We start from the raw sequence: 22,638 nt of genomic DNA on the forward strand, positions 1-22,638 counted from the left end.
TTATTCCGCGCCGTAGACCTCCCGGGCATAGCGCACGGTGGCCATGGCGTCCTTGGCATAGCAGTCCGCGCCGATGCGCGCGGCGTATTCCTCGGTGAGCACCGCGCCGCCCACCACCACCTTGACCTCCGGGGCCTTTTCCCGCAGGAGGCGGATGGTCTCCTCCATGTGGACCACCGTGGTGGTCATCAGGGCGCTCAGGCCCACCAGGCGCACCTCCGGCCGGAGGGCAGCCTCCACAATGGCCTCCGGGGCCACGTCCTTCCCCAGGTCGATCACGGTGAAGCGGTAGTTCTCCAGCAAGACTTTCACGATGTTCTTGCCGATGTCGTGGACATCTCCCTTCACGGTGGCCAGCACCACGGTGCCCTGGGCCTCCCCCTCCTCGCCGGAGAGGGCCTCCTGCACCACGGCAAAGGCGGCCTTGGCGGCCTCGGCGCTCATGAGGAGCTGGGGCAGGTACAGCGTCCCCGCCTCAAAGCGCTTGCCCACCTGGTCCAGCGCCGGGATGAGGGCCCCGTCCACCAGCTCCAGCGGGGCTTTTCCGCTGGCCAGGGCGGCCTTGGCGGCCTCCCGGGCGCTCTCCTGCCGGCCCTGGAGCACCGCGTCCTCCAGGCTCAGCCCGGCGGCGGGAACGGCGGCAGGGGCGGGCGCGGCGGCGGCTCCGCCATACGCGGCGATGTAGTCCCCGCACTGGCTGTCCAGGCCGCTGAGGGCCCGGTAGGCCCGCCAGGAGGCCATCATCCCCGCCGAGAGGGGGTTCAGAATGGCACAGGAAAGGCCGTTTTGCATGGCGAGAGTGAAGAAATGGCTGTTCACCAGCTCCCGCTGGGGGAGGCCGAAGGACACGTTGGACACGCCCAGAATGGTCCGCAGCCCCAGCTCCCGCCGCACCAGGCGGAGGGCCTCCAGGGTGATCTGGGCGGCCTGGGGATCGGAGGAGATGGTGAGGGTCAGGGGGTCGATCACGATGTCCTCGGGGCGGATGCCCTCGGCCACCGCCCGGTCCAGGATCTTTTTCGCCACGGCGAGCCGCCCCTGGGCCGTCTCAGGAATGCCCCCCTCGTCCAGGGTGAGGCCCACCACCACGCCGCCGTACTTCTTCACCAGGGGCAGGACGGCCTGCAAGCTCTCTTCCTTGCCGGAGACCGAGTTCACCATGGGCTTGCCGTTGTAGCGCCGCATGGCCCGCTCCATGGCCACCGGGTCGGAGGTGTCGATCTGGAGGGGCAGGGGCAGCACTGCCTGGAGGGCGCACACCGCCTCGGTGAGGAGGGCGGGCTCGTCGATCTCGGGCAGGCCCACGTTCACATCCAGCACCTGGGCCCCCGCCTCCTCTTGGGAGAAGCCCTCTCCCAGCAGGTAGTCGATGTCGTGACGGCGCAGGGCCTCCTTGAACTTCTTCTTGCCGGTGGGGTTGATGCGCTCGCCGATGAGCACCGGGTCCTCCCCGATCACCACCGCCCGGGCGTAGGAGGATACCACCGTCCGCCCCTTGGGGGTAGTCTCTGTAAAGGAAATCTCCTTGCATGCGTTTTTCAGGGCCGCAATGTGCTCCGGGGTGGTGCCGCAGCAGCCGCCCAGCACGTGGACCCCCTCCCCCGCCAGCTCCGCCATCTTTTGGGCGAATTCCGCCGGACCCACGTCGAAGCGGGTGGCCCCGCTCTCGGTGTGGGGAAGGCCCGCGTTGGGGTTGACCACCACCGGGATGGAGGCATATTGCAGCAGGTCCCGGGCGATGGGGGCCATCTGGTCGGGGCCCAGACCGCAGTTGACGCCCAGGGCGTCCACCCCCAGGCCCTCCAGCAGGGCCACGGTGGACTCCACCGTGCCGCCGGTGAGGAGCTTGCCGTCGGCGCCGTAGACAGTGGTCACCACCACGGGAAGGTCGCAATTCTCCTTGGCGGCCAGCACGGCGGCCTTGGCCTCGTAGCCGTCGCTCATGGTCTCGATGAGGACCAGGTCGGCCCCGGCCTCGGCTCCGGCGCGGACCACCTGGGCGAAGAGGGACACCGCGTCCTCAAAGTCCAGGTCCCCCATGGGCTTCAAGAGCCGCCCGGTGGGGCCGATGTCCAGGGCCACAAAGGCGTCCTCGCTCCGCCCGGCCTCTTCCCGGGCTTTTTGGGCGTTTTGTACCCCGGCGCGGACCAGCGTCTCCAGGTCATATTCCCCGCCGGCGGGGAATTTCAGACCGTTGGCCCCAAAGGTGTTGGTGCAGATGATGTCGCTCCCCGCCTCCAGATAGGCCCGGTGGACGGCGATGAGCCGCTCGGGGTGGAGCAGGTTCCAAGTCTCGGGCAGCTCGCCCCCCTTCAGGCCCTGGGCCTGGAGAAGGGTGCCGGTGCCCCCGTCGAAAAAGAGGCGCTTGCGCCCCAGTGCTTGCAGAAATGTCATGTTATCCTCTCCTGAATGGGCAATCGGTCTTGTCGCACGCCTCGCAGCCCTGCCGGTGGCAGGGAGTAGCGGTGCGGGAGCGCCCCACCACCGCCGTCACCGACTTGGTGGGCAGCAGCATCAGGCTCTCGCTGACGGTGAGGCCGATGGTCTCGGCCGTGCGCAGCGTGCGGGCCAGCTCCCGCTGGTGCTGGATGGAAAAATCCCCGTAGCCGGGGCTGAACCGGGGGCGGAGATACCACCCGTCCGCCTCCCGGCGCAGGGCGTCGTTGACCTGGTCGCAGTAGGTCTCGATGAGGGCGGCGGCGGCGGCCTGGCAGATGGCGGCCTGGCTTACCTGCCCCAGGGCGGAACAGCGGGCCATGAGGCGGTCCACCTCCACCCCCAGGGTAGCCGCGAAGAGCGCCGCCTCCTCACAGCCGGTGAGGTTCTTGCGCAGCGCCGCGCTCTCCACCGCCAGGGGGCCTAAGTGCAGGGTGTTCCCCTCGCCGAAGGTCACCGGCACCACGGTGCTCACCGAGCGGGGCCGGGCGGCCTGAGCCACCTTCCGCGCCCCCTCCTCGATGGCCCGGGCGGCCGCCCCCTCCGGCGCGGTGCCCCGGTAGCCCAGGTAGCGCCACACCTCGGGGAAATCAATGGTCAGACTCAAGGCTTCAGAACCTCCGAGAGGCTGGCCTGGATGCCCGCAGCGATCTCCGGCTTGTTCATGGAGTAGATGTGGATGTGGTCCACGCCGTTGGCGATGAGGTCGATGATCTGGTTCGTCGCGTAGGCGATGCCCGCCTGGCGCATGGCGGCGGGGTTGTCCCCGAAGCGGTCCACGATGGCCTTGAATTTTTCGGGCAGGTAAGTACCGGAGAGCTTGCAGATGCGGGCGATCTGCTTGCCGTTGGTCACCGGCATGATGCCCGCCACCACCGGCACGGTGATGCCCTTCTCCCGGATGCGGTAGAGGAAATTGTAGAGGATATTGTTGTCAAAGAACATCTGGGTGGTGAAAAACTCACATCCGGCCTCCATCTTCTCCTTCAGATGGTCGATGTCGGCGTTCTTGGTGGGGGCCTCGGGGTGTCCCTCGGGGTAGCAGGCGCCGCCCACGCAGAAGTCGCCGCTGGCCTTGATGTCCCGCACCAGCTGGGCGGCGTACTGGTAGTCGTGGGCGGGCGCGCCTCCCACCGGGATGTCGCCCCGCAGGGCCAGCACGTTCTGGATGCCCTGGGCCTTCATCTCGGCCAGCATCTTGTGGACATGTTCCCGGGTGGAGGACACACAGGACAGATGGGCCAGGGTGTCCACGCCATATTTCTGGGAAATCCCCGCGGCGATGCCGATGGTGTAGGAGCTGGTGCCGCCCCCTGCGCCATAGGTCACGCTCATGAAGTCGGGCCGAAGTGCGGCAATCTCCTGGGTGGCCTGGGCCACCGATTCATAGCTGTCGCTGGTCTTGGGCGGAAAGACCTCAAAGGATAGGGTGGGCCGGTCCTGCCGCAGAATGTCGATGATCTTCATAATGGATACCTCCGCACTTGGAACTTGCTTGTCGCAGTCAGTCCATTATAGCATATTTTTTCAAAAACGCACGATATTTTTCCAGTGGCCCCGCCGCCTTGACGGAGAATCCTCCCTTGGGTATACTGTTCTTACCGATTTTTTGCCCTGGAGGTGGCCATCATGCCCCCATTCATCCGTCTGGAGACCTCTGCGGATCATGCCCGCTCCGAGGCCCTCACCCGGGCGGCCTTCTGGAATATCTATCAGCCCGGCTGCCACGAGCACCACTATCTCCATCAGCTGCGCGCCCACCCCGCCTTCCGCCCTGACCTCACCTTCGTGTGTGAGGAGGAGGGGGAGCTGGCCGGGGTGATTGCCTGCTCCTCCAGCCACATCGCCCTGGACGGCGGCGGGCGGCTGGACACGGTCACCTTCGGCCCTCTGGCCGTCCATCCCCACTTCCAGAAGCGGGGGCTGGCCCGGGCTCTGGTGTGCCATGCCCTCCGCGCCGCCCGGGACGCCGGTGAACACGCCGCCGTGATCCTGGGAGACCCCCGGCACTATGGCCGCTATGGCTTCTGGTGCGGGGAGCGCTTCGGCATTTCGATGGAAAACGGCCAGTTTCTCCCCGGCCTCCAGGCCGTGGAGCTGCGCCCCGGCGCCCTGAGCAACGCCGCCGGGCGCTTTCACGAGGGCTTTCCCTACGCCCCCGACGAGGCGGCGCTGGCCGCCTTCGACGCCGCCTTCCCCCCGCTGGAGCCGGCGGTCACTCCCTCGCAGGAGGAATTTCGATTCATGTGCAGTCTCGGTCATGAGGTGATCCCCAATGGATTTATGTAACGAACGCGACATCCGCGCCCTGCTGGCCCGGCACGGGTTCCGCTTCTCCAAGTCGATGGGCCAGAACTTTCTCATTGAGTCCTGGGTGCCCCGGGACATCGCCGCCGCCTCCGGGGCCGGTCCCGGCGTGGGCGTGGTGGAGGTGGGCCCCGGCATCGGCCCCCTCACCGTGGAGCTGGCTCAGCGGGCCGAAAAAGTGGCGGCGGTGGAGCTGGACCGGGCCCTCTACCCCATCCTGGAGGAGACCCTGGCCCCCTACCCAAACGTGGAGGTAGTCCCCGGCGACGTGATGAAGCTGGACCTGGCCGCCCTGTGCCGGGAAAAGCTCCCCGGCCTCACCCCCATGGTGTGCGCCAACCTCCCCTACAACATCACCACCCCCGTCATCACGTCCTTTCTGGAGGCCGGGTGCTTCTCCGCCATCACGGTCATGATCCAGCGGGAGGTGGCCCAGCGCATCTGCGCCGCCCCCGGCGGCAAGGACTACGGGGCCTTCTCGGTGTTCTGCCAGTACTACGCTGAGACGGAGCTCCTCTTTGAGGTGCCCCCGGAGTGTTTCCTCCCCGCCCCCAAGGTCACCTCCGCCGTGGTGCGCTTGGTGCCCCGCTCCGCGCCGCCCCAGACTCTGGTGGACGACAAGACTTTCTTTTGGGTGGTCCGGGGGGCCTTTGCCCAGCGCCGCAAGACCCTCCTCAACAGCCTGGGCACCCTGGGTCTGTCCAAGGATGCCGTCCGCGCCGCCCTCTTAAGCTGCGGTTTGCAGGAAAACGTGCGGGGTGAACAGCTGGACATCCCCACCTTTGCAGCTTTGGCTGCAGCATTAGCTGCCGTTAAATGATTTTTGTCAAATTGTTGAAAAGCGTATTGCATTTTGGCTGCACCTTTAGTACAATAAGACTGTTCTTAATTCTACTGGGGGGTAATCACAATGGCATTAACCAACAACAAAGCTGTTTTGAATTGGATTGACGAAATGGCCGCCATGACCCAGCCCGACCAGATCGTCTGGATTGACGGCAGCGACGCCCAGATCGAGGACCTGCGCGCCCAGGCCTGCGCCACCGGTGAGCTGGAGAAGCTCAACCAGGAGCTGCTGCCCGACTGCTACCTGCACCGCACCGCCGTCAACGACGTCGCCCGTGTGGAGGACCGCACCTTCATCTGCTGCCGCAAGCAGGAGGACGCCGGCCCCACCAACAACTGGATGGACCCGCAGGAGATGTACGCCAAGCTGAAGAAGCTTTACACCGGCTCCATGAAGGGTCGCACCATGTACGTCATCCCCTACTCCATGGGCGTGGTTGGCTCCCCCTTCGCCAAGTACGGCATCGAGCTGACCGACTCCATCTACGTGGTCCTCAACATGTGCATCATGACCCGCGTGGGCACCGCCGTGGCCGAGGTCATCGGCGATGACTTCGTCAAGGGCCTCCACGCCAAGGCCGACATCGATCCCGAGAACCGCTACATCGTCCACTTCCCCGAGGACAACACCATCATGTCCGTAAACTCCGGTTATGGCGGAAACGTCCTCCTGGGCAAGAAGTGCTTCGCTCTGCGCATCGCCTCCTACCTGGGCCGCAACCAGGGCTGGATGGCCGAGCACATGCTCATTCTGGGCATCCAGAACCCCGCCGGCGAGGTGCGCTACCTGGCCGCCGCCTTCCCCTCCGCCTGCGGCAAGACCAACCTGGCCATGCTCATCCCGCCCGAGCACTACCGCAAGGCCGGCTGGAAGGTCTGGTGTGTGGGCGACGATATCGCCTGGATCCGCGTGGGCGAGGACGGCCGCCTGTGGGCCATGAACCCCGAGAACGGCTTCTTCGGCGTCGCCCCCGGCACCAACGCCAAGTCCAACCCCAACGCCCTGGCCTCCACCCAGAAGGGCACCATCTTCACCAACGTGGTCCACAATCTGGACAACAACACCGTGTGGTGGGAGGGCCTGGACAAGAATCCCCCCACCAACGCTGTGGACTGGAAGGGCAACCCCTGGAACGGCCAGGAGAGCACCGAGAAGGGTGCTCACCCCAACAGCCGCTTCACCGCGCCCGCCAAGAACTGCCCCTGCATCTCCCCCGAGTTCGAGAACCCCAAGGGCGTGCCTCTGAGTGCCATCGTCTTTGGCGGACGCCGGGCCAAGACCGCTCCTCTGGTCTACCAGAGCCTGGATTGGGAACACGGCGTGTTCGTGGGCTCCATCATGGCCTCTGAGACCACCGCCGCCGCCGCCGGCGCCGTGGGCGTGGTCCGCCGCGATCCTATGGCCATGCTGCCCTTCTGCGGCTACCACATGGGCGACTACTGGCAGCACTGGCTGGACATGGGCCAGAAGGTGGACGCCGACAAGCTGCCCAAGATCTTCAACGTCAACTGGTTCCGCACCGATGACGAGGGCCACTTCATCTGGCCCGGCTTCGGCGACAACCTGCGCGTGCTGGAGTGGATCATGAAGCGCTGCTTCAACGAGGTGGACGCCGATCAGACCGCTCTGGGCTACGAGCCCCGCCCCGAGGACCTGGATCTCAACGAGTCCGGCGTGGATCTGGAGACCGTCCGCGGCCTGCTGTCCGTCGACAAGGATCTGTGGCTCCAGGATGTGGCCGCCATCCGCGAGTTCTATGGTAAGTTTGGCGACAAGCTGCCCAAGAAGCTCGCTGAGGAGCTGGATGCTCTGGAGAGCCGCCTGAAGGCTTAAGTACATCCTTTCAACCGTCCCGGTGCATGGAATACGTGCGCCGGGACGGTTTTTGTCTTTTCTTGGCCCAGTGCGTCCGGGGAGCCCGGAAGGGGTGTCCTCGCCGGACGGGCGTCCTGCCCGGACAGGGCCCCATTTCTTTTCGCGAAAAGAAATGGGGGAAAGAAAAGGCGGAGAGGGGAACTTCTCGTTCCCCTCTCCACTCCCCTCCAAAAGGGCGGCCTTTTAGGGGGCCGCCCATATTGGCAAGGTACAACGCTTTCCGGATAGGCGGAAAGCCTGGAATTGGCCACGCCGCACTTTGGAAATACCGCCGCAGTGGAATGAAGGCCGGGGTGCGCCTTGGGGGAGTCCAGAGGGGGGGGGTATCCCCCCTCTGGGCTTTCTTTCCCACCGCTTTCTTTGCAAAGAAAGCGGTGCTCCCGCCGAGCAGGCGGCCCGCGCGGCGAGCGCAAAACCTCCCGGCGCCCGGGAAAGATGTGGTATCTTTCACCCCTCCCCTGCCCTCCTCATAGGATGGGCAAAAAGGAGGTCTTTTCCATGCCCATCATTTATCTCTCCCCCTCCACCCAGGAGAACAATCTCTACGTCAACGGCGGCACCGAAGAGGAGTGGATGAACCGCCTGGCTGACATCATGGAGCCCTACCTCTCCGCCAGCGGCATCCGCTTCACCCGTAACACCCCTGACATGACCGCCGCATCCTCCATCGTCGCCTCCAATTCCGGGAACTACGACCTGCACCTGGCCCTCCACTCCAACGCCGCCCCCGAGGGCCAGTATGGCCAGGTGCGGGGCGTGCTGGTGTTCTACTACCCCGGCAGCATCCGGGGCCGGGAGGCCGCTACCCTCATCGCCGATAACCTCAAGGCGGTCTATCCCCTGCCCAACCTGGTGCGCACCGAACCTACTACTACCATCGGCGAAGTCCGCAAGGTGCGCGCCCCCTCCGTGTTCCTGGAGCTGGGCTACCACGACAACCCCGACGACGCCACCTGGGTCAAGCACAACCTGGACCCCATCGCCCGCAGCATCGTGCTGGGGCTCACCGAGTACTTCGGCCTGCCCTTCCTGGAGCCCACCACCCCCCGCCCCGCCGTGGTGGATGTGAACTGGGGCTCCCTCAACATCCGCGACCGCCCCGACACCACCTCCGCCGTCCTGGCCCGGGCCTACGACGGCGCGCCCATCACCGTGCTGGGCCAGTGGCAGAACTGGTACTCGGTGCGCCTGGGCAACCTGGTGGGCTGGGCCAGCGCCGACTATATCACCCTGGTCTGAACCGCCTCCCGAGCGTTCACAAATTGTTCATAGGAAATTCGAAAACTGTACATCCTTTTCCCCGCCTGAGCTGGTATCCTATACTCGTCAGGAAACGAACGACAAAACTCCTCCTCTCTTTTCCCTCTCTTTTTTATCCCGACTGTCCTCCGGCAGGGCAAGCGCTCTGCCGGAGGGACAGACAAAAGATTCCGCGCCGGTTCGGCGCGTTTTTTGATTTTTTTCAAATTCGGAAAATTAGTGCTTGACAGATCCGGGTTTGCGTACTATAATACATATTCGTTGAGACACGCGGCTGTAGCTCAGCTGGATAGAGTGACTGGCTACGAACCAGTAGGTCGGGGGTTCGAATCCCTTCAGCCGTACCAGCCCTTCACAAGCGACATGCTTGTGGAGGGCTTTGTCTTTGTCTGAAATTCCGTCTATTCAAATGGGGGTGCGGACCAAACGGTCCGCACCCCCATTTTTCATTGGTCCCAAAGTTCCATCAGATCCGGTCCCAGGCCGCCCGAAGTAGATCCGCACCCTGCATGCTGCCCGCCAGGCGCAGTTCTCCGCTCCGGGTGATGCCCCCGATACAGGAGCCGCCGCAGGCAATGGCCGCCAGATCGGTCCACTCCTCCGCCCGGACGCGGCCCGCGCTCAGCAGCGTGTGGTGCTCTCCCGCCAGCAGCACCCGCCCGTCCCGGGTCAGGCCCACGGCGTACTGGCCATCCACCGCAACTGCCTGGATGTCTTCCCACTTACTAGCTCCCGACCGCGGGTCGCCCGCCCGGCCTGCAAAGGTCACTGTGCCATTTTTATGGAGGAACAGCGCGCAGTCGGTGGCGGCAGCCACGGAAGTGACGGGAAACGCCATCATGGGCGAGGCGCTGCGGAACACCGCCGGAGCCAGAGGGCCGCCGGCAAAACGGACCTGTCCATTTTCCCGCAGCCCCACCACATGATAGGAACCGCAGGCCACAACCCGGATCCCCTCCCAGCTCTCCACCTGAGTCCGGCACGCACAGGACCCCCGCACATGGACCCGACCGTTTTTCTCCACGGCCAGGGTGCATTGCGGGCCCGCCGCTACATAAGTGATGTCTTTCAGGTCCTTCACCGCACACTGGCCGTAGTCGTTGTCTCCCCAGGCCTCGACAGTGCCGTCGGTATGCAGCAGCACCGCATGGTGGCTGCCCGGGCTGTACTGCTGGACTTGCTCCATCCGCACCGGCTCTCCTCCCGCGCGGAACCGGGTGAGGACATGCCGCTCGGTGTCCAGAAAGGACGCCTCTTTCCAGTCCAGCGTGAAGGCCCCCGGGGCGCTCAGAAGGGGCAGCCGGCGATCACTCCAGGCCCGCCGGGCCGCACGGACCTTCCGCTCCCAAAAGCCATGACTCCGCTCTCCTGCAAAGCAGGTAACAAAGGCCTGTGGAAACTGACAATTGGAGCACCGGAGCTCCTCCCCTGCCCGGGCGTGGCCGCAGACGGGACAGGTCATATTCCGCTCATCCATGCCGCTCCTCCTCTTCCTCCGGGAGCAGGAAGCGCTCCCAGAAATACTCGATGGGATAGAAAAAGTTGATCTCCTCGTCCTGCGGTTTGATGGAACCGGAGAACACGCCGATGACCCGTCCGTCCTGGAGGGAGAACACGGGGCTGCCGGAGTTGCCGTGGAGGCCCATGGAGTCCACATAGTAGCGCTCCACGCCGTTGCTCATGCGCTGGATGCTGGCCACCCGGCCGGTGAACTGGCTGATGCGCACGGTGTCGGCGTCGCCGCCGTTGACCAGCGCGCCCAGAGGATAGCCCAGCATCAGGGTCCCCTCCCCTTCCCGCGCGCCGTCCCCCGCCGGACGCAGGGTGACGATGGGAAAGTTGGTCCCCTCCAGCTTCAGAAGGGCCATGTCGCAGTCCTGGTAGACCGGGTCCAGCTTCCGGCAGGAGAACCAGCGGGTATCTCCCCCCGTCATGCCGGGGATACAGATGCGGGCCCGGATGGTGTCGCCTCCCTCAGCCACATGGGCGCAGGTGAGGACGTGGCCCTCCCGGGTGATGATGCAGCCGCTGCCGTAGCCCACATGGCGGCCTTGGTCCAGGATCTCCAGCAGCAACACGCCCAGGCTCAGGAAGTGGCTCACCCGTTCATAGGTTTCGGCCGTGAGCGGCCCGGCGTACATGGTGCTCAGGTCCGAGCGGGAGACCACAGCGGGGGCCCGCTCCGCCGCGAGCTGCCGGGCCCAGCGGGGCGGGAGGTCCGCGCCGGTGAGGGTGTAGAGGGTGTCCCGGGGAGGGTCGTCCAGGGGGCCGAAGTCCTCCTCCACCCGGCGAAGGGCCTGGTCCAGGGAGTCGTGGAGGAAATTGCGCACGAAGCGGGCGTTGCCGAAATTGGGGTCCCGCTGCCGCCGCACCCGCACAAACACCTCCAGGGCCCGCTGCCGGTACTCCTCCTCCAACACCAGCGGCACCGGGGAGCCGATCTGGGGGTACTCCGGGGCTTTCTGCGCCATATGGTCCAGGATGGCCCGCAGCTCTTCGGGCTCGTAATCGTCAAAGTACAGGAGGCTGTCCGATGTGCCGAAGCGGCTGGCCAGACCGCTGTCCAGCTGGAGGAGCCGCCCCATCTCGTTGGGATAGCCCGCCAGAATGATGGCCGTATGGCGGATGACCTCCACGTCCTCCAGGGCGGTGAGCAGGCGCTTGATGACGTGGGGGCCCCAGTCGCTGGCGAGCTGGTGGGCCTCGTCGATGAAGAGCACCCCGTTTTTCGCCAGCTTCAGGGCCTCGTCCAGCGCCCGGGGGTCGTCGGCCAGCTGCCGGGCGGTGCGGACGATGACGTGGCCCTGGTCCAGCACCCCGGCGGCCTTCAGAACGCCGCCCATGAGCCCGGCCACCTTGGTCTTGCCCACGCCGGGATTGCCGATGAAGCAGTAGAGCCCCGGCGTGACCTGTTCCCCGCCCAAATAGCGGATCTTTCGGCGGATGTTGTTGACCGCCTCCTTCACCCGGTCCAGGCCGGGCAGATCCTTCAGCTTGTCCATGGCCTCATTGGCCACCACCCGCTGCCGGGTGAGGTAGCGCCGCAGGTGGGCGGGGAAGCACGCGGGGGTGATGACCCGTTTCACAAGGCCGTCCTCCTCGGTGCGATCTCCCTCCTGCTGCCGCCAGCCCAGGCGCAGGGCCTCCAGCAGCCGCTCCACCTCCAGGCCGTTGCCCCAGGAGCGGGCCGACTCGCCCAGACCACCCCGGTCGCTGACCCAGTTGAGGAAGAACTCAGGCAGAACATCGTCCAGCTCCGGCGGGAAGAACATCCCCTCTTTGGCCTGGAGGCGAAAGAGGTCCTCCATCTCCCCGGGGGTCAGGTCGTCCAGCACGAAGGTGTGGCTGAGCTGGCTGCCCAGGGCGGGGAAGCGCCGCAGCACCTCCTCCAGCCCCTCGGGCGTGTCCACCAGCACCACCGAGAGATTCCCGGCGTACTCCCCCATGGCCCCGGCGATGACCCCCAGGGCCTCGGGACCAAAGGTGTTGTCGTTGGGTCCGCTGGGCAGCAGGGCGCTGGGCGAGAGCACCGCCAGGGTGCCTCCCACCGCCCGCTCCACCACATCCCGGGTCTTGGGCGCGGTCTGGCCCACATAGCCGGCCTCCAGGTCGGCCTTGCCGGCAAAGACCACCTCGTCCCGCTCCAGCAGTCCCAGGTGGTGCCACACCGCCGCCAGGGTGCGCACGGTGGTGCGCCGGCCGCTGCCGGTGGGGCCGGACAGGGCGAAGTGGAGCCCGGCGGCATTCCCCTCGTCGGCAAAGCCCTCCGCCTCCCGGGCGGTGTAGGCCCGGACGTACTCCTTCACGTCCTCCTTGCCGATGAGCTCCGCCAGGCGGGTCATGGCGTCCCGGTGCGGGGGCAGGGGCCGCCCCACCGGGCCCGCCAGCCGGGCAAAGGCGGGGGGCAGATCCTCCCCGGTGAGGGTGTGCTTCTCCTCTGCCGGGACGGCGGCGGCCTCCTCCGCGGTGATCTGGCCGTCCTCCCCGCGGGCGTAGCACCGGTTGAGCCGGGCGGTACGGGCCCGGATGGAATCGGGCAGATAGGTGTCCCGCATAAAGCCGCCGTTGCCGAAATTGTCCGGGCGGTGCTCCAGATACCGTTCCAGGGCGATGGTGGTCCGATCCAGGTAGTCCCGGGTGGGCTCCTCTCCCCGAGCGCGGCACATCTCCTCCAGAATGGCGGTGAGCTCTCGGGCGGTGTAGTCCTCAAAGCGGATGCGGTGATTCTCTGGGAAGCGCCGGCTAAGGCCCGGGTCCACCCGCAGAAGGCGCTTCATCTCCACGGTATAGCCCGCCAGGATGAAGGCGGTGTCAGAGCGGATCTCCGGGTCCTCGATGATGGGCACCAGGCCCCGGAGGACCGCCCGGCCCTGGTCGCTGTCCGCCAGCTGATGGGCCTCGTCGATGAAAAGGATACCGCCCCGAGCCTCTTCCACCCACCGCCGCAGGGGGGCCAGCACGTCGGTATCCCCCTCTTCCAGGCTCAGCAGGTCCCCCGCCGGACACTCGATCACGTCCCAGCGGGTCAGCACCCCCAACAGGTGAAGAAGCTCCCCCATATGCCGGGCGGTCACCGTCTTGCCGGTACCCGGCGGACCGAAGAATATGAAGTTGCCCGGGGCCCGGGACTCGGCGTCCCAGAGGATGCCGTCCCCCAGGTCCCTCAGAAAACGCTTGACGGCGTGGAGGCCGATCATGTCCTCGATGCGCCGGTAGGCCTCGGCCAGGTTGTGGCTCCGGGGATGCAGGTGGAGCTGAAGCTCCTCGGGCACGTCCTCTGCCGTGAGGACCAGGCCTTCCGCCTCCCCCAGCGTGCCCTCCCGCAGCAGGCGGGCGGTACAGCGCTTCTTCATCCGGCTCAGGAGGAGCCCCGCCTCTCTGGCGTTGCCCCAGCCACGGCGGTGTGAGCCGCTGTTCACCCAGCTGCGGCAGAAGTCGTCCAGCCGTCCCGCCAGCTCCGGCGCAAAGGAGACCCCCTCCGGGTCGGACGCAGCCCGGGCCTCCAGGATGGTGCGGATCTCCTCGGGGGTGTAGGCGGGCAGGTCGTACACGTTGGGGAAGCGGCTGCTCAGGCCGTCGTTCTCCTCCATCAGGCGGTCCATCTCCTGGGGATATCCAGCCAGTATGACGGCAAACTGCCCCTCATAGGTGGACAGGTCCGCTACCAGTTGGTTGATGGCCTCCCGGCCGAAGCGGTTGGTGGCCAGGGAGTAGGCCTCGTCGATGAACAGCACGCCGCCCATGGCCCCCTGCACCAGCTCCCGCATCTGCTGGGCGGTTTCGCCTACGTTATGGCTGACAATGGCACCGCCGCTGACCTCGGTAAAATGCCCCTGGGGCAGCAGCCCCAGCTCGTAGTAGAGCCGGCCCGTGAGCCGGGCCACGGTGCTCTTGCCGGTGCCGGGCGGGCCCTTGAGCACCATGTTGAGCTCGTGGTCCCGCAGCTGTACCGCCCTCAGAGGGGGGGTGAAGCGGCTGGAGTGGGCCGGGATGGAGGGGCCGCCGGAAAAGCGGCGGCGGAACTCGGCGTACCGCTCGTCCATCCGCTCCTTCAGCTCGGTCAGGCCCACCATGGCGTGGAGCTCCTCCAGCGCCGGGCGGTAGGCCTCCTCGCCGGTGACCTGGTTCCAGTCCGACGCCCGCAGCGCCTCCCCGGGGTGTTCCGCCCCCCAGCGCTCCAGGCGCAGGCGCAGCCGATCCAGGGACCAGTGCTGCCGGGCGCAGGACTGGGCCAGAGAGAGGGCCAGGGCGTTCACCGCCCCGCCCTCCACCGCCAGACGGTCCTGCCGGCGCAGGCGCAGGTGGTTCAGGAGATTGCGTACCTCGGCGGCGTTGGGAGAGCCCAGGGTGATGACGCAGTTGTTCTCCGGGTCCTCGGTCTCGATACGGGGACGCAGGGTACTGTTGAGCAGCGTCCACCAGGGCCCGCTGCCCTGGGCGGCGTTGTGGACCAGGTCGCTGAGGCTGTTTTCCCGGAAGATGTACACCGCGATGGAGTGTTTGCCGCTGCGGCTGCCGGACAGCTCCTGGAGGGCCTGGAGGGTCTGATCGTTGAGGGTGTTCTGCATGGCGTTGGCGTTGCTCAGCACCAGGGCGCTGCGGATGTCCGGGTTGCGCAGCAGGGCGATCACCTGGGCCCAGGCGTCGTTGAGGTACATCCGCCCCCGGTTGAGGCTCCCCGTCTCCACCGGCGCGGGCGCGGGAGCCACATGAGCCGGGCCTCCCCGGCGGCGGCGCCGGCCCCCCATGGGCCCCTCGGCGGCGATGGCCGCGAAGGGGTCATCCTCCGCCGGAGGGGGCGCGACGGGTGCGGGCTGAGGCGCCTCCTCCGGCAGGCGGTTATTGCACAGGGCGAAATAGGACGGCTCATCGTAGCAGTAGAGCACATTGCTCACGTCCAGAAAGACCACCGCGTCAAAGCCGTGGGCGCGCAGATGGCGGTGGAGCTCCTGCTTGATGTCGGTGAGCTGCATCTGGTCGTTGCAGAAGATATCGTTGGTATACCCCGTGATGATGAAGTGGGTATTCAGACAGAGATCGGGCTGAAAATAGGTGTCCCCATATCCCCGCATGGCAGTTCCTCCTCTCGAAAATCAGGACCTCACCGGACCGCCGTCTCCCCCTCTTTCCGACGGACGGGCTTGGGAAGGACCGGCGCTTCCCGGTCCCAGGTCTCCCGCTCGGTGAGCTGGGTGCGGTCGGACTCCCGGCGCTCATAGCCGGGCACGGTGGTCACTTGGCTCTGCTCCAGCCCGTCCCCGCTCAGAGTCTCCAGCACCCGGCGGGCCAGGGCGTCGGCCTCGGCCGCGTTGTGCTCGTAGAGGCCGTAGCAGAGGATGTCCGACTCCAGGCGGTTGCCCACCCGACCCTCTCCGTCGGCCTGGGGGGTCTGGGTGATGACCATCTCAAAGCCGGTGGCGGGGTTTTTCAGGTGGATGCGGTGGGCGCCCCGCTGATCGTCGCCCTGGTAGCCATGGCTCTCCACCCGGAGGCTGAAGGTCTCCCACAGCTGGCGCGCCAGGTCGGCGGCGGTATCCGCCCGGTCCTGGCTGCTCGTCACCGCCACCAGGGCAAAGCCCGCGGCCTCGTCGGTCTCCCGGCTGGTCTGGACCGCCGCATCCCGGATGCCCGCGAGATCCGCCGCGCTCAGGCCGTCGGGCTTCCGGAGCGTGTTCTCCAGCCCCGTCAGCAGGCCGGACAGGCGCTCCAGATCCCCGCAGCTCCAGCGGTCCACGTCCACCTCGCACTCGGGCAGGGTGAGCACCCGGCTGGCCTCCAGCTGGGCCCGGGCGGTGTCCACGCTCTGGCGGGTGAGGCGCAGGTCCATCTGCCAGGCCTGCTCGGCCTGGAGGAGGCGCTGGTGGAAGTCCAGGGCCCGCTCGAAGGCCTGGCGGGCGTAGTCCCGGGCCACCGGCGCATTGGTGGGGGCCTTGGCGCACAGGTCCATCTGGCTGCGGGCCTGGGCCACCGCGTTCTCCACCTCTTTCATGCCGCCGGGGAGGAGCACCTCACAGCGGTACTGGGCCGCGTCCGCCGTCAGAAGGCCGGTCATCTCCGCGTACTCCCGGGCCATGTCCAGGAGGGTGTCGTTGCTGCCGCTCAGGCCCTGGACCGTGGCCTGCACGCCGTCCAGGCGGCCTTCCACGGCGGACATCTCCGCGTGCAGTTCATCCTCCATATCGGTCATCTCGTTCCGGATGGCGGCAGAAGAGGCGTCGATGGCCGCCTCGATGCGGCGGTTGTTGGCCGCCATGGCGTCCGCTACGTCCTGCCGGGTCTCCCGGATGGCCCGGTCGAAGCTCTGACCCATGGCCTGCATCTGGGCCCGGCTGTGGGCCGTCGCCTCCTGCAGGCGCCGGTTGGCCGAGCGGATCTCTTCCTGGAGCTGGGCGCGCAGGGCGGCGGTCTCCTTCCGGGCCGCCGTGCCGGTGGCGGTCACCGCCGCATCCAGGGCGCGGATGCGGTCGGCCACCAGATCGTACCGATGACGGCTCTCCTCCAGGGCCTCGTCGTTGGCCCGGGCCAGGTCGGCCAGGGCCCGGTTGGCGCTGGCCAGGTCGTTGGCCCGGGCGGCCTCCTGGTACAGCCGGTCCCGCTCCCAGGTGGTCATGCTCACATAGGTCTCTTTCCGTCCGCTCATGTTCTGCTCCTTTCCTCCGCCGTCTCCGGCGTCTTCCATTCTCCCGATACCCCCACATAGTGGACCTCCGCCCCGTGGACAAAGGCCTCCGTGGGCCGCTCCGGCCGCCCATAGAGGGACAGCTCCCCCCGGTAGCGCTCCGTGAGCGGAATGACACGCTGGTTGGAGGAGCCCCGCAGGCTCTTCCCGTCGTCCAGCTCCTTCACATAGGGCCCGTCGATGAGGAGATCGGTCTCCTCCAGCAGTGCCCGCGCCGCCGGGTCGGCCAGCAGCTCCTCATAGCGATACCCGGTGTACACGATGACCCCCAGGTCCCGCTTGCGCCGCACCGTCCGGATGAGTTCGGCCAGGGCTTCGGCCTGCAAAAAGGGCTCGCCGCCGCTGATGGTGAGGCCCTCCGCCCCGGAGAGAAGGATCTCCCAGGCCAGAGCGCCCGTCTCCAGCGCGGTCCCGCCGTCCAGGGCCTGGGCCTCGGGGGCCACGCAGCCCGGGCAGCGGCGGGGACAGCCCTGGACCCAGAGGGCGTAGCGCACCCCCGGCCCCAGGGTGCGCACCGCCGGCTCCCGCATATGGACAGACAGCTTCACCGGCCGCTCACCCGCTTCTCCAACCGGTCCTGGTCCTGCTGGCAGGCCTCAAAGCACCGCTCCAGAATGGCGTCCAGGTCCCGGAGGCCCTCCTCCAGGCGGCGGTTCAGCTCTTGCACCCGGCCGCACTGGCCGGGGTCCAGGGTGGCGCGCAGGTTGGACACGTCCACCCCCTGGGCGGTGAGGGCGGCCTCCATCCCCTCCAGAGGGGTGCGAACCTCGTCCCACCAGGCGGCGTAGCGCCGGCGCAGCTTCCGGCACTCCTCCACGTTGGCGGCCAGGGCGTCGGCGCGCTGCTGCACCTCCTCCAGGGCCGAGCGGTGCTCGGTGACCAGAGGCTCCAGGCCGTCCAGACAGGCCGTGATGCAGTCCAGCACGTCGCTCTCCAGGACCTGTTTGTTCCGGTCCAGGGTGCTGTGGGTCTCTTTGAGGGCGGCCAGGCGCTCCCGCAGGTCGCCGGCGGTCTCCTGCAGCTGCGTCACCACCGGCGTCAGGCGGTCGATCTCCTCCTGGAGCTCCTGCTGCCGCTCGGGGCTGCACTCCGTCTCGGCGGTACGCAGCGCGTCCAGCCGCGCCTGCAGGGCGGCTTTCTGGTCCACCAGCTCCGCCCGGTGGGCGGGCTGGGCCTGGATGTCCGCCTCCAGCGCGCGGATCTGCCCCTCCAGCTCCTTGTTCTCCTTCTCCTGCGCCGCCTGCTCGTCTTTCCGCTTCTGGAGCTCCGTCCGGCGGGCATTGAGCTCGTCCAGCAGGCGGTCGTTGATCTCCTTCTGGGCCTGGAGTTTTTCGGGGGTGTACTCCGCTCCCATCCGCTCCAGCATACGCTGGGCCGTTCTGGCCTCCTCCAGCGCGGTCTGGATGGGCGCCATCTCCTGCCGCAGCTTCTCATTCTGGGCCTGAAGTTCCTTCAGCTCCTGCTGCTGGCGGTCCCGCTCTGCCAGTTTGGCGGTCAGCTTCCCAGTCTCCTCCTCCAGCGCGGCGCGCCCGGCGTCGGAGGGCTCCGGCGCCAGGGGGAGGGCCAGGGCATTCACCCCGTCCACCAGGGCCAGCGCCGCCGAGAGCAGCTCCATCCGGTCCAGCTCGTCCAGCCCCTCAGGGATGGGAGCCGCCTCCCGGGCGGCGTCCACCAGGGCACAGCAGGTATTCAGCAGCAGCCCACACAGCTCCGGCCCCGCCGTCTCCAGCGCCGCGGCTTGGTTCTCCAGCTGGCGGCGCAGCAATTTCTTGTCCATGTACGCCCTCCTCTCACTTCACGGGGATGGGAAGCTCGTGGTTCTCCAGGTCGGGCAGCGCCTGCCCACGGAGCACCAGAAACATCCCCGTCTCATCCGCACGCAGTCCGGCCTGCACCGGCAGAGCCAACAGGCCCTTGGGGAAGGCCGCCTGGAAGAGGTCATACTTTTCCCCGTCCACCACCACCCGGAGGGGCTCCCCCGCATCCAGGAAGAAGGGCTCGGTAAAGGTGGGCTTGGCCAGCTCCTCCAGCGGGGTGTCCCGCTTGGCCAGGGGGCGCTCCACCGGCCGGACCGGCAGGCCAAAGCCCCAGCCCTCCAACAGGCAAAGCGCCACATCGTGGCCCAGCAGCTTCCGGGGCTCCACCGCCCCCGCCGCGTAGAGGGCCATGCCCTGCGCCACGATCTCCGCCGGGTCGGCTCCCGCCAGGTCCGCAAAGCGGGCATCCGGCAGGAAGGGGTCGGCGGAAAAATGGGCGCGGATGCGGTGCTCCGCCAGGACCATCGACGCCAGCGCCCCCACCGGGAGGATGCGCAGGGCCAGCCGGTCGATCCCCAGGCGGTCCAGCAGCTCGCCGGTCCGCTCCAACAAATTGGAGAGCGCCTGGCCGATGTGGTCCTCAAACATCCGCTCCACCTCACTGCAATGGATGGTCCGCTGGTCCGGAAGGGTCCCCACCGGCGGGTCCAGCCTTCCCTTTCCACGCAGATAGACCCGCAGCGTCCGGTCCCGGGCGGGATCCTTCTCCCAGGGGATGCCCAGGCAGGCAGAAACATCCGGGATGGGCGCTCCCTGGGTCTCGCCCAGCAGCTCAATGTGTCCGTTCCCGGCACAGCGGCACACCCCGGCGCCGCCCAGGTCCAGATCCAGCACCAGCAGGTCGCCCGCAAACGGGGCCTCTCCCCGGTCCCGGCTGCGGCAGGTATCCCAGGCCGCCGCCGCCTCATAGGACGTGCGCTTCGTCGCCTCGGCCATGTCTTATCCCTCCAATTCCACTTCGGCCCGGACGATGGTCCGGCTGTCCTCATCCTCCGAACTGTGGTACTCCACGCCGGGGGCGGTGCAGCGCCGCACCCGGCAGCCGCTCTCATAGTCCGGTTCCTCCTGCCCGGCCACGGCATGGCGGGCGGGGTCGTAAAACTCGCCGGGCTGGGCGTAGTACACCTCCAGCCCCAGGCGCAGCATGGCCTTCTCCAGGCTCCGGCGGAAGCGGTCCAGGTTGGCCCGCAGGCGGCGCAGGCCGTCGCTCTCCTCTCCCTCCGCCATGGCCTGGTTCTCTCCCTGGGCCAGAATGCGGACCAGGCTCACATAGCACATGGCCAGCGGCTCGTGCTGGGTGTAGTAGAGCCCCTCCTGCCAGGCCCGCAGGTCGGTACACAGCTCCCGCTTGACCCGGTTGAGCTCCTCCACGGCGGTGTTCAGCCGGTCCACCACCTCGCCCTGGAAGCGGCTGGTCTCACTGGTCACCTCCTGCCGGAACTCCAGCAGGCTGTCGGTATAGGCCTGCCGCTCCCCCTCGCCCTTGGCGTACTCCGCCTGCCAGAGATCCTGGACCTCCCGGCGGCGCTCGGTACAAAGGCGTTGGGCGTCGGCCTCCGCCTGCTCCCGGATGTGGGCGGCCTCCACCTCTCCCTGCCGGCGGGCGGCGGCGCGGATGTCCTCCGCCTCCTGCCGGGCCGGGGCCAGGACCGCCTCCCGCTCGCTCTGGAGCTGCTCCCGGAGGGTCTGGAGCTGACGGCGGAGCTCCTCCTCCGCCTGCTCCTTGGCCAGGAGCTCTCCTTTCAGGTTGCTGAGCTCCCGGTTCCGGTCCGACAGGTCGGCGTTGAGCTTCCGGTTGGTCTCCTGCTGGGCGGACAGCGCCTCCTGGAGCCGCCGCAGCTCCTCCGAGGGGGTACTGTCGTCCGGCTCGGTGTGGATGGGGATGGTCCGGGACTGGTGCTGCTGGGCGTGATTCCGGAGCGCCGTCCAGCGCTTCCAGGTGTCATTGTTTACAGCGAGAAAGATGTTCCGGTACTTGGAGTTGGCGGCACTCAGCTCTTTCCAGCTGAGGTTCATCTTCCGCAAAAAGCCGTCGCTCAACGAGATCCCATCCCGGTACTGGAGCGGGGGCTTTTTCTCCAGCAAGATGCTGTAAACGTCATTGAGCGCCAGCATATCCACCAGGTACAGATCGTGGCACTGGAGCGCCTCATCCAGCAGGGAACAACTGCCGGTCTCCCGCAATTCGCGCAAAATCCGCTCCCGCAGCTTTTGGAAATATTCCCAGCGATCATCCCGTCGCTGGCGGCGAAAATCCTCTCTGGACAGCGACAGGGCGCTGTATCTTTCGCTCACATTCGGCTCCATCATACGGTCTCCTTTCCCGGTCAGCCGTTGGCGGAACTGTGGGTCCCGCCGCTCTGCGCCGTGCCGTCGGGCAGGGTGCAGGTGACGGTGATGCCCGCCTTCTCATCCATATGCAGCGTACACTGGAAATCCGTGTCCGGGGGCAGCCGGAAGGGCAGCCGGATCAGCTCCCGGCAGTCCTTCACCGCCGCCGTGTCCCCCGCGCACGCTCCGCCGCGGGTACACTCCACCCGCAGGGTCAGCCCGCCGCTCCCCGTGCGCAGGCGGATGGGCTGGGAGGTATAGGGCAGACGGACTCCGACGGGGATGAGGATGCGCACCTCGCCCTCCAGTCGCTGGGAGGGCACCCAAAGGCCGTAGCCCTTCGCAGTCAGCTGCTCCAGCACTATGTTGGAGCTCTGCTCCGCCTTGACCTGACCGCCGTCGGGCAGCTTCTTCTGCTCGCCCACGATGCCGGCGGCGTAGCGGGCCGCGCCATAGGACACCGCCAGCTCGGGCCGGTGGAGCTCCACGGGGATCTTCCCCTCCGTCAGCGCCTCCAGGGCCCGCTTCACCATGGGCATCCGGCTCCCGCCGCCGGAGAGGACGATGCGGTCCACCGCCACGCCCTGGTCCCCGGCCCAGTTCAGCATGCTCTTGGCGCACGTCAGCGTCTCTTGCAGCAGGTTGGCGCTCAGCTCTTCAAAGCGGGCCTGGGTGATGGTGAATTCCAGCCCCTCCCCCGCGGGGAAGAACTGGTCGGTATAGCTCTCGTTGTCCGACAGGGCATGCTTGGCCTCCACCGCCAGACGGCGCACCTCCTCCATCTGCGCTGCTCCGGAGGGCTCCCACTGGTAGGTCTCCCGCAGCTGACGGAGGATCTCGTCCTGCAGCACCCGGTCGAAGTCCTGGCCTCCCACATCGGGCAGGCCGCTCTTCTCCAGGAGCTGATAGGGCTCCCCCACGCTGCGGGCGGTGACCAGGGCGGTGTCGAAGGTGCCGTGGCCCAGGTCATACACCAGGACCGTGAAGTGGTCCGATTTCAGGCGGCGGCTCTTCTCCACCTGATGCTGCATGAAGTACAGGTAGTCCAGCGCGGCCGCCGCCGGCTCGGGCAGCATGCCCACCACCCGCAGCGGCTCGCCTCCCACCTGCACCGCCTCCAGGCAGCGCTCCATCCGGGCCAGCAGGGAGGGCTGGCCCTCCTCCACCGGGAAATCGGCAAAGCCCGCGGGATAGGTGAGCACGATGTCCCGCACCAACTCCCGCTTCCCCGCCTTCATCTCCTTCTCCACCAGGGCGAACAGGTCCCGGGCCACGGCGGTGTAGGCGGCGTCCGCCTCCACCGGGAAGGACCCGCGTCCATCGCAGAGGGTAATGGTCCCCTCGGGCAGACGCTTCTTCACCGCGTGGATCGCCTGGCCCGGGCGGCGGCGGCGGTCCCGCTCGGTGTTCCACACCCGGATCTCACCGCTCCGCCGGGCAAAGGCGGTGGTGGGCATCCCGCCGGGCAGCGCCTTGGGCAGCAGCACCACCGGGTCCTGCCCCTCGTCGGTCAGCAGGGACACCATGCCGAAGCCGCAGCCCACATCACATCCGCCAGCGCGCATAGCTCTCTCTCCTCTCTCTCG

Annotated in this window: 15 protein-coding genes and 1 tRNA gene; 5 read left to right on the top strand and 11 right to left on the bottom strand. The window is 67.4% G+C overall.

Annotated elements, in window-relative coordinates; translation table 11 throughout:
* The 3 genes from B5G43_RS05335 to metF are packed head-to-tail and all read right to left on the bottom strand — an operon-like array spanning position 1 to position 3,903.
* Entirely contained in the window at positions 1-2,394 is a 2,394-nt protein-coding gene (locus B5G43_RS05335) for a homocysteine S-methyltransferase family protein (protein ID WP_087259444.1), read from the bottom strand.
* 1 nt (position 2,395) lies between these two features.
* Positions 2,396-3,043 carry a vitamin B12 dependent-methionine synthase activation domain-containing protein gene (locus tag B5G43_RS05340; RefSeq protein WP_087259445.1) on the bottom strand — a complete coding sequence of 216 codons (648 nt, stop codon included), beginning with the start codon at positions 3,041-3,043 and terminating at the stop codon, positions 2,396-2,398.
* Positions 3,040-3,903 carry a methylenetetrahydrofolate reductase [NAD(P)H] gene (gene metF / locus B5G43_RS05345; RefSeq protein WP_087259446.1) on the bottom strand — a complete coding sequence of 288 codons (864 nt, stop codon included), beginning with the start codon at positions 3,901-3,903 and terminating at the stop codon, positions 3,040-3,042. The genes B5G43_RS05340 and metF overlap by 4 nt, the downstream gene beginning before the upstream one ends.
* Before the next feature lie 162 nt (positions 3,904-4,065).
* Between metF and B5G43_RS05350 the strand changes: the two genes are divergently transcribed.
* From B5G43_RS05350 to B5G43_RS05370, 5 genes are all read left to right on the top strand, one after another.
* Positions 4,066-4,725, top strand: a complete 660-nt coding sequence (locus tag B5G43_RS05350; protein ID WP_087259447.1) for an N-acetyltransferase — start codon at positions 4,066-4,068, stop codon at positions 4,723-4,725.
* A complete protein-coding gene (rsmA, locus tag B5G43_RS05355; protein WP_087259448.1) occupies positions 4,712-5,563 on the top strand; it encodes a 16S rRNA (adenine(1518)-N(6)/adenine(1519)-N(6))-dimethyltransferase RsmA in 852 nt (283 codons plus the stop codon). Before B5G43_RS05350 ends, rsmA begins: the two co-directional genes overlap by 14 nt.
* A gap of 90 nt (positions 5,564-5,653) precedes the next feature.
* Complete coding sequence (locus tag B5G43_RS05360; protein WP_087259449.1) at positions 5,654-7,423, top strand: phosphoenolpyruvate carboxykinase (GTP); 1,770 nt, start codon at positions 5,654-5,656, stop codon at positions 7,421-7,423.
* Positions 7,424-7,963: 540 nt separating this feature from the next.
* Positions 7,964-8,704: an N-acetylmuramoyl-L-alanine amidase gene (locus B5G43_RS05365; RefSeq protein WP_087259450.1), complete on the top strand. Its 741-nt coding sequence runs from the start codon at positions 7,964-7,966 to the stop codon at positions 8,702-8,704.
* A 291-nt stretch (positions 8,705-8,995) separates the two neighbouring features.
* Positions 8,996-9,072: transfer RNA gene (locus B5G43_RS05370), tRNA-Arg, on the top strand.
* Between the two features lie 119 nt (positions 9,073-9,191).
* Here the strand turns inward: B5G43_RS05370 and B5G43_RS05375 are convergent.
* From B5G43_RS05375 to B5G43_RS05410, 8 genes are read right to left on the bottom strand one after another with little or no spacing between them, the layout of a single operon-like run.
* Positions 9,192-10,202, bottom strand: coding sequence for a hypothetical protein (locus B5G43_RS05375; protein WP_087259451.1), 1,011 nt, complete (start codon positions 10,200-10,202; stop codon positions 9,192-9,194).
* Entirely contained in the window at positions 10,195-15,297 is a 5,103-nt protein-coding gene (locus tag B5G43_RS05380; RefSeq protein ID WP_087259452.1) for an AAA family ATPase, read from the bottom strand. Before B5G43_RS05380 ends, B5G43_RS05375 begins: the two co-directional genes overlap by 8 nt.
* Positions 15,298-15,326: 29 nt before the next feature.
* A complete protein-coding gene (locus B5G43_RS05385; RefSeq protein WP_143382837.1) occupies positions 15,327-16,865 on the bottom strand; it encodes a hypothetical protein in 1,539 nt (512 codons plus the stop codon).
* Positions 16,862-17,452, bottom strand: a complete 591-nt coding sequence (locus B5G43_RS05390) for a 4Fe-4S single cluster domain-containing protein (RefSeq protein ID WP_140397603.1) — start codon at positions 17,450-17,452, stop codon at positions 16,862-16,864. Before B5G43_RS05390 ends, B5G43_RS05385 begins: the two co-directional genes overlap by 4 nt.
* Positions 17,449-18,681 carry a hypothetical protein gene (locus B5G43_RS17980; RefSeq protein WP_087259455.1) on the bottom strand — a complete coding sequence of 411 codons (1,233 nt, stop codon included), beginning with the start codon at positions 18,679-18,681 and terminating at the stop codon, positions 17,449-17,451. The genes B5G43_RS05390 and B5G43_RS17980 overlap by 4 nt, the downstream gene beginning before the upstream one ends.
* A 13-nt stretch (positions 18,682-18,694) precedes the next feature.
* A complete protein-coding gene (locus B5G43_RS05400) occupies positions 18,695-19,657 on the bottom strand; it encodes a hypothetical protein (RefSeq protein WP_087259456.1) in 963 nt (320 codons plus the stop codon).
* A gap of 3 nt (positions 19,658-19,660) precedes the next feature.
* Positions 19,661-21,028: an ATP synthase F0 subunit B gene (locus B5G43_RS05405; protein ID WP_087259457.1), complete on the bottom strand. Its 1,368-nt coding sequence runs from the start codon at positions 21,026-21,028 to the stop codon at positions 19,661-19,663.
* Positions 21,029-21,048: 20 nt separating this feature from the next.
* Complete coding sequence (locus B5G43_RS05410) at positions 21,049-22,617, bottom strand: Hsp70 family protein (RefSeq protein WP_087259458.1); 1,569 nt, start codon at positions 22,615-22,617, stop codon at positions 21,049-21,051.
* Positions 22,618-22,638 lie beyond the last annotated feature (21 nt).

It is taken from the genome of Flavonifractor sp. An92 (assembly GCF_002159175.1).
Classification (GTDB): domain Bacteria; phylum Bacillota; class Clostridia; order Oscillospirales; family Oscillospiraceae; genus Pseudoflavonifractor_A.

What these genes read in the sequence shown, in the direction of transcription:
- B5G43_RS17980 (WP_087259455.1), bottom strand. Translation starts at nt 18,681, where the DNA reads ATGGACAAGAAATTGCTGCGCCGCCAGCTGGAGAACCAAGCCGCGGCG.
- metF (WP_087259446.1), bottom strand. Translation starts at nt 3,903, where the DNA reads ATGAAGATCATCGACATTCTGCGGCAGGACCGGCCCACCCTATCCTTT.
- B5G43_RS05400 (WP_087259456.1), bottom strand. Translation starts at nt 19,657, where the DNA reads ATGGCCGAGGCGACGAAGCGCACGTCCTATGAGGCGGCGGCGGCCTGG.
- B5G43_RS05410 (WP_087259458.1), bottom strand. Translation starts at nt 22,617, where the DNA reads ATGCGCGCTGGCGGATGTGATGTGGGCTGCGGCTTCGGCATGGTGTCC.
- B5G43_RS05350 (WP_087259447.1), top strand. Translation starts at nt 4,066, where the DNA reads ATGCCCCCATTCATCCGTCTGGAGACCTCTGCGGATCATGCCCGCTCC.
- B5G43_RS05365 (WP_087259450.1), top strand. Translation starts at nt 7,964, where the DNA reads ATGCCCATCATTTATCTCTCCCCCTCCACCCAGGAGAACAATCTCTAC.
- B5G43_RS05385 (WP_143382837.1), bottom strand. Translation starts at nt 16,865, where the DNA reads ATGAGCGGACGGAAAGAGACCTATGTGAGCATGACCACCTGGGAGCGG.
- B5G43_RS05375 (WP_087259451.1), bottom strand. Translation starts at nt 10,202, where the DNA reads ATGGATGAGCGGAATATGACCTGTCCCGTCTGCGGCCACGCCCGGGCA.
- B5G43_RS05335 (WP_087259444.1), bottom strand. Translation starts at nt 2,394, where the DNA reads ATGACATTTCTGCAAGCACTGGGGCGCAAGCGCCTCTTTTTCGACGGG.
- rsmA (WP_087259448.1), top strand. Translation starts at nt 4,712, where the DNA reads ATGGATTTATGTAACGAACGCGACATCCGCGCCCTGCTGGCCCGGCAC.
- B5G43_RS05360 (WP_087259449.1), top strand. Translation starts at nt 5,654, where the DNA reads ATGGCATTAACCAACAACAAAGCTGTTTTGAATTGGATTGACGAAATG.
- B5G43_RS05405 (WP_087259457.1), bottom strand. Translation starts at nt 21,028, where the DNA reads ATGGAGCCGAATGTGAGCGAAAGATACAGCGCCCTGTCGCTGTCCAGA.
- B5G43_RS05380 (WP_087259452.1), bottom strand. Translation starts at nt 15,297, where the DNA reads ATGCGGGGATATGGGGACACCTATTTTCAGCCCGATCTCTGTCTGAAT.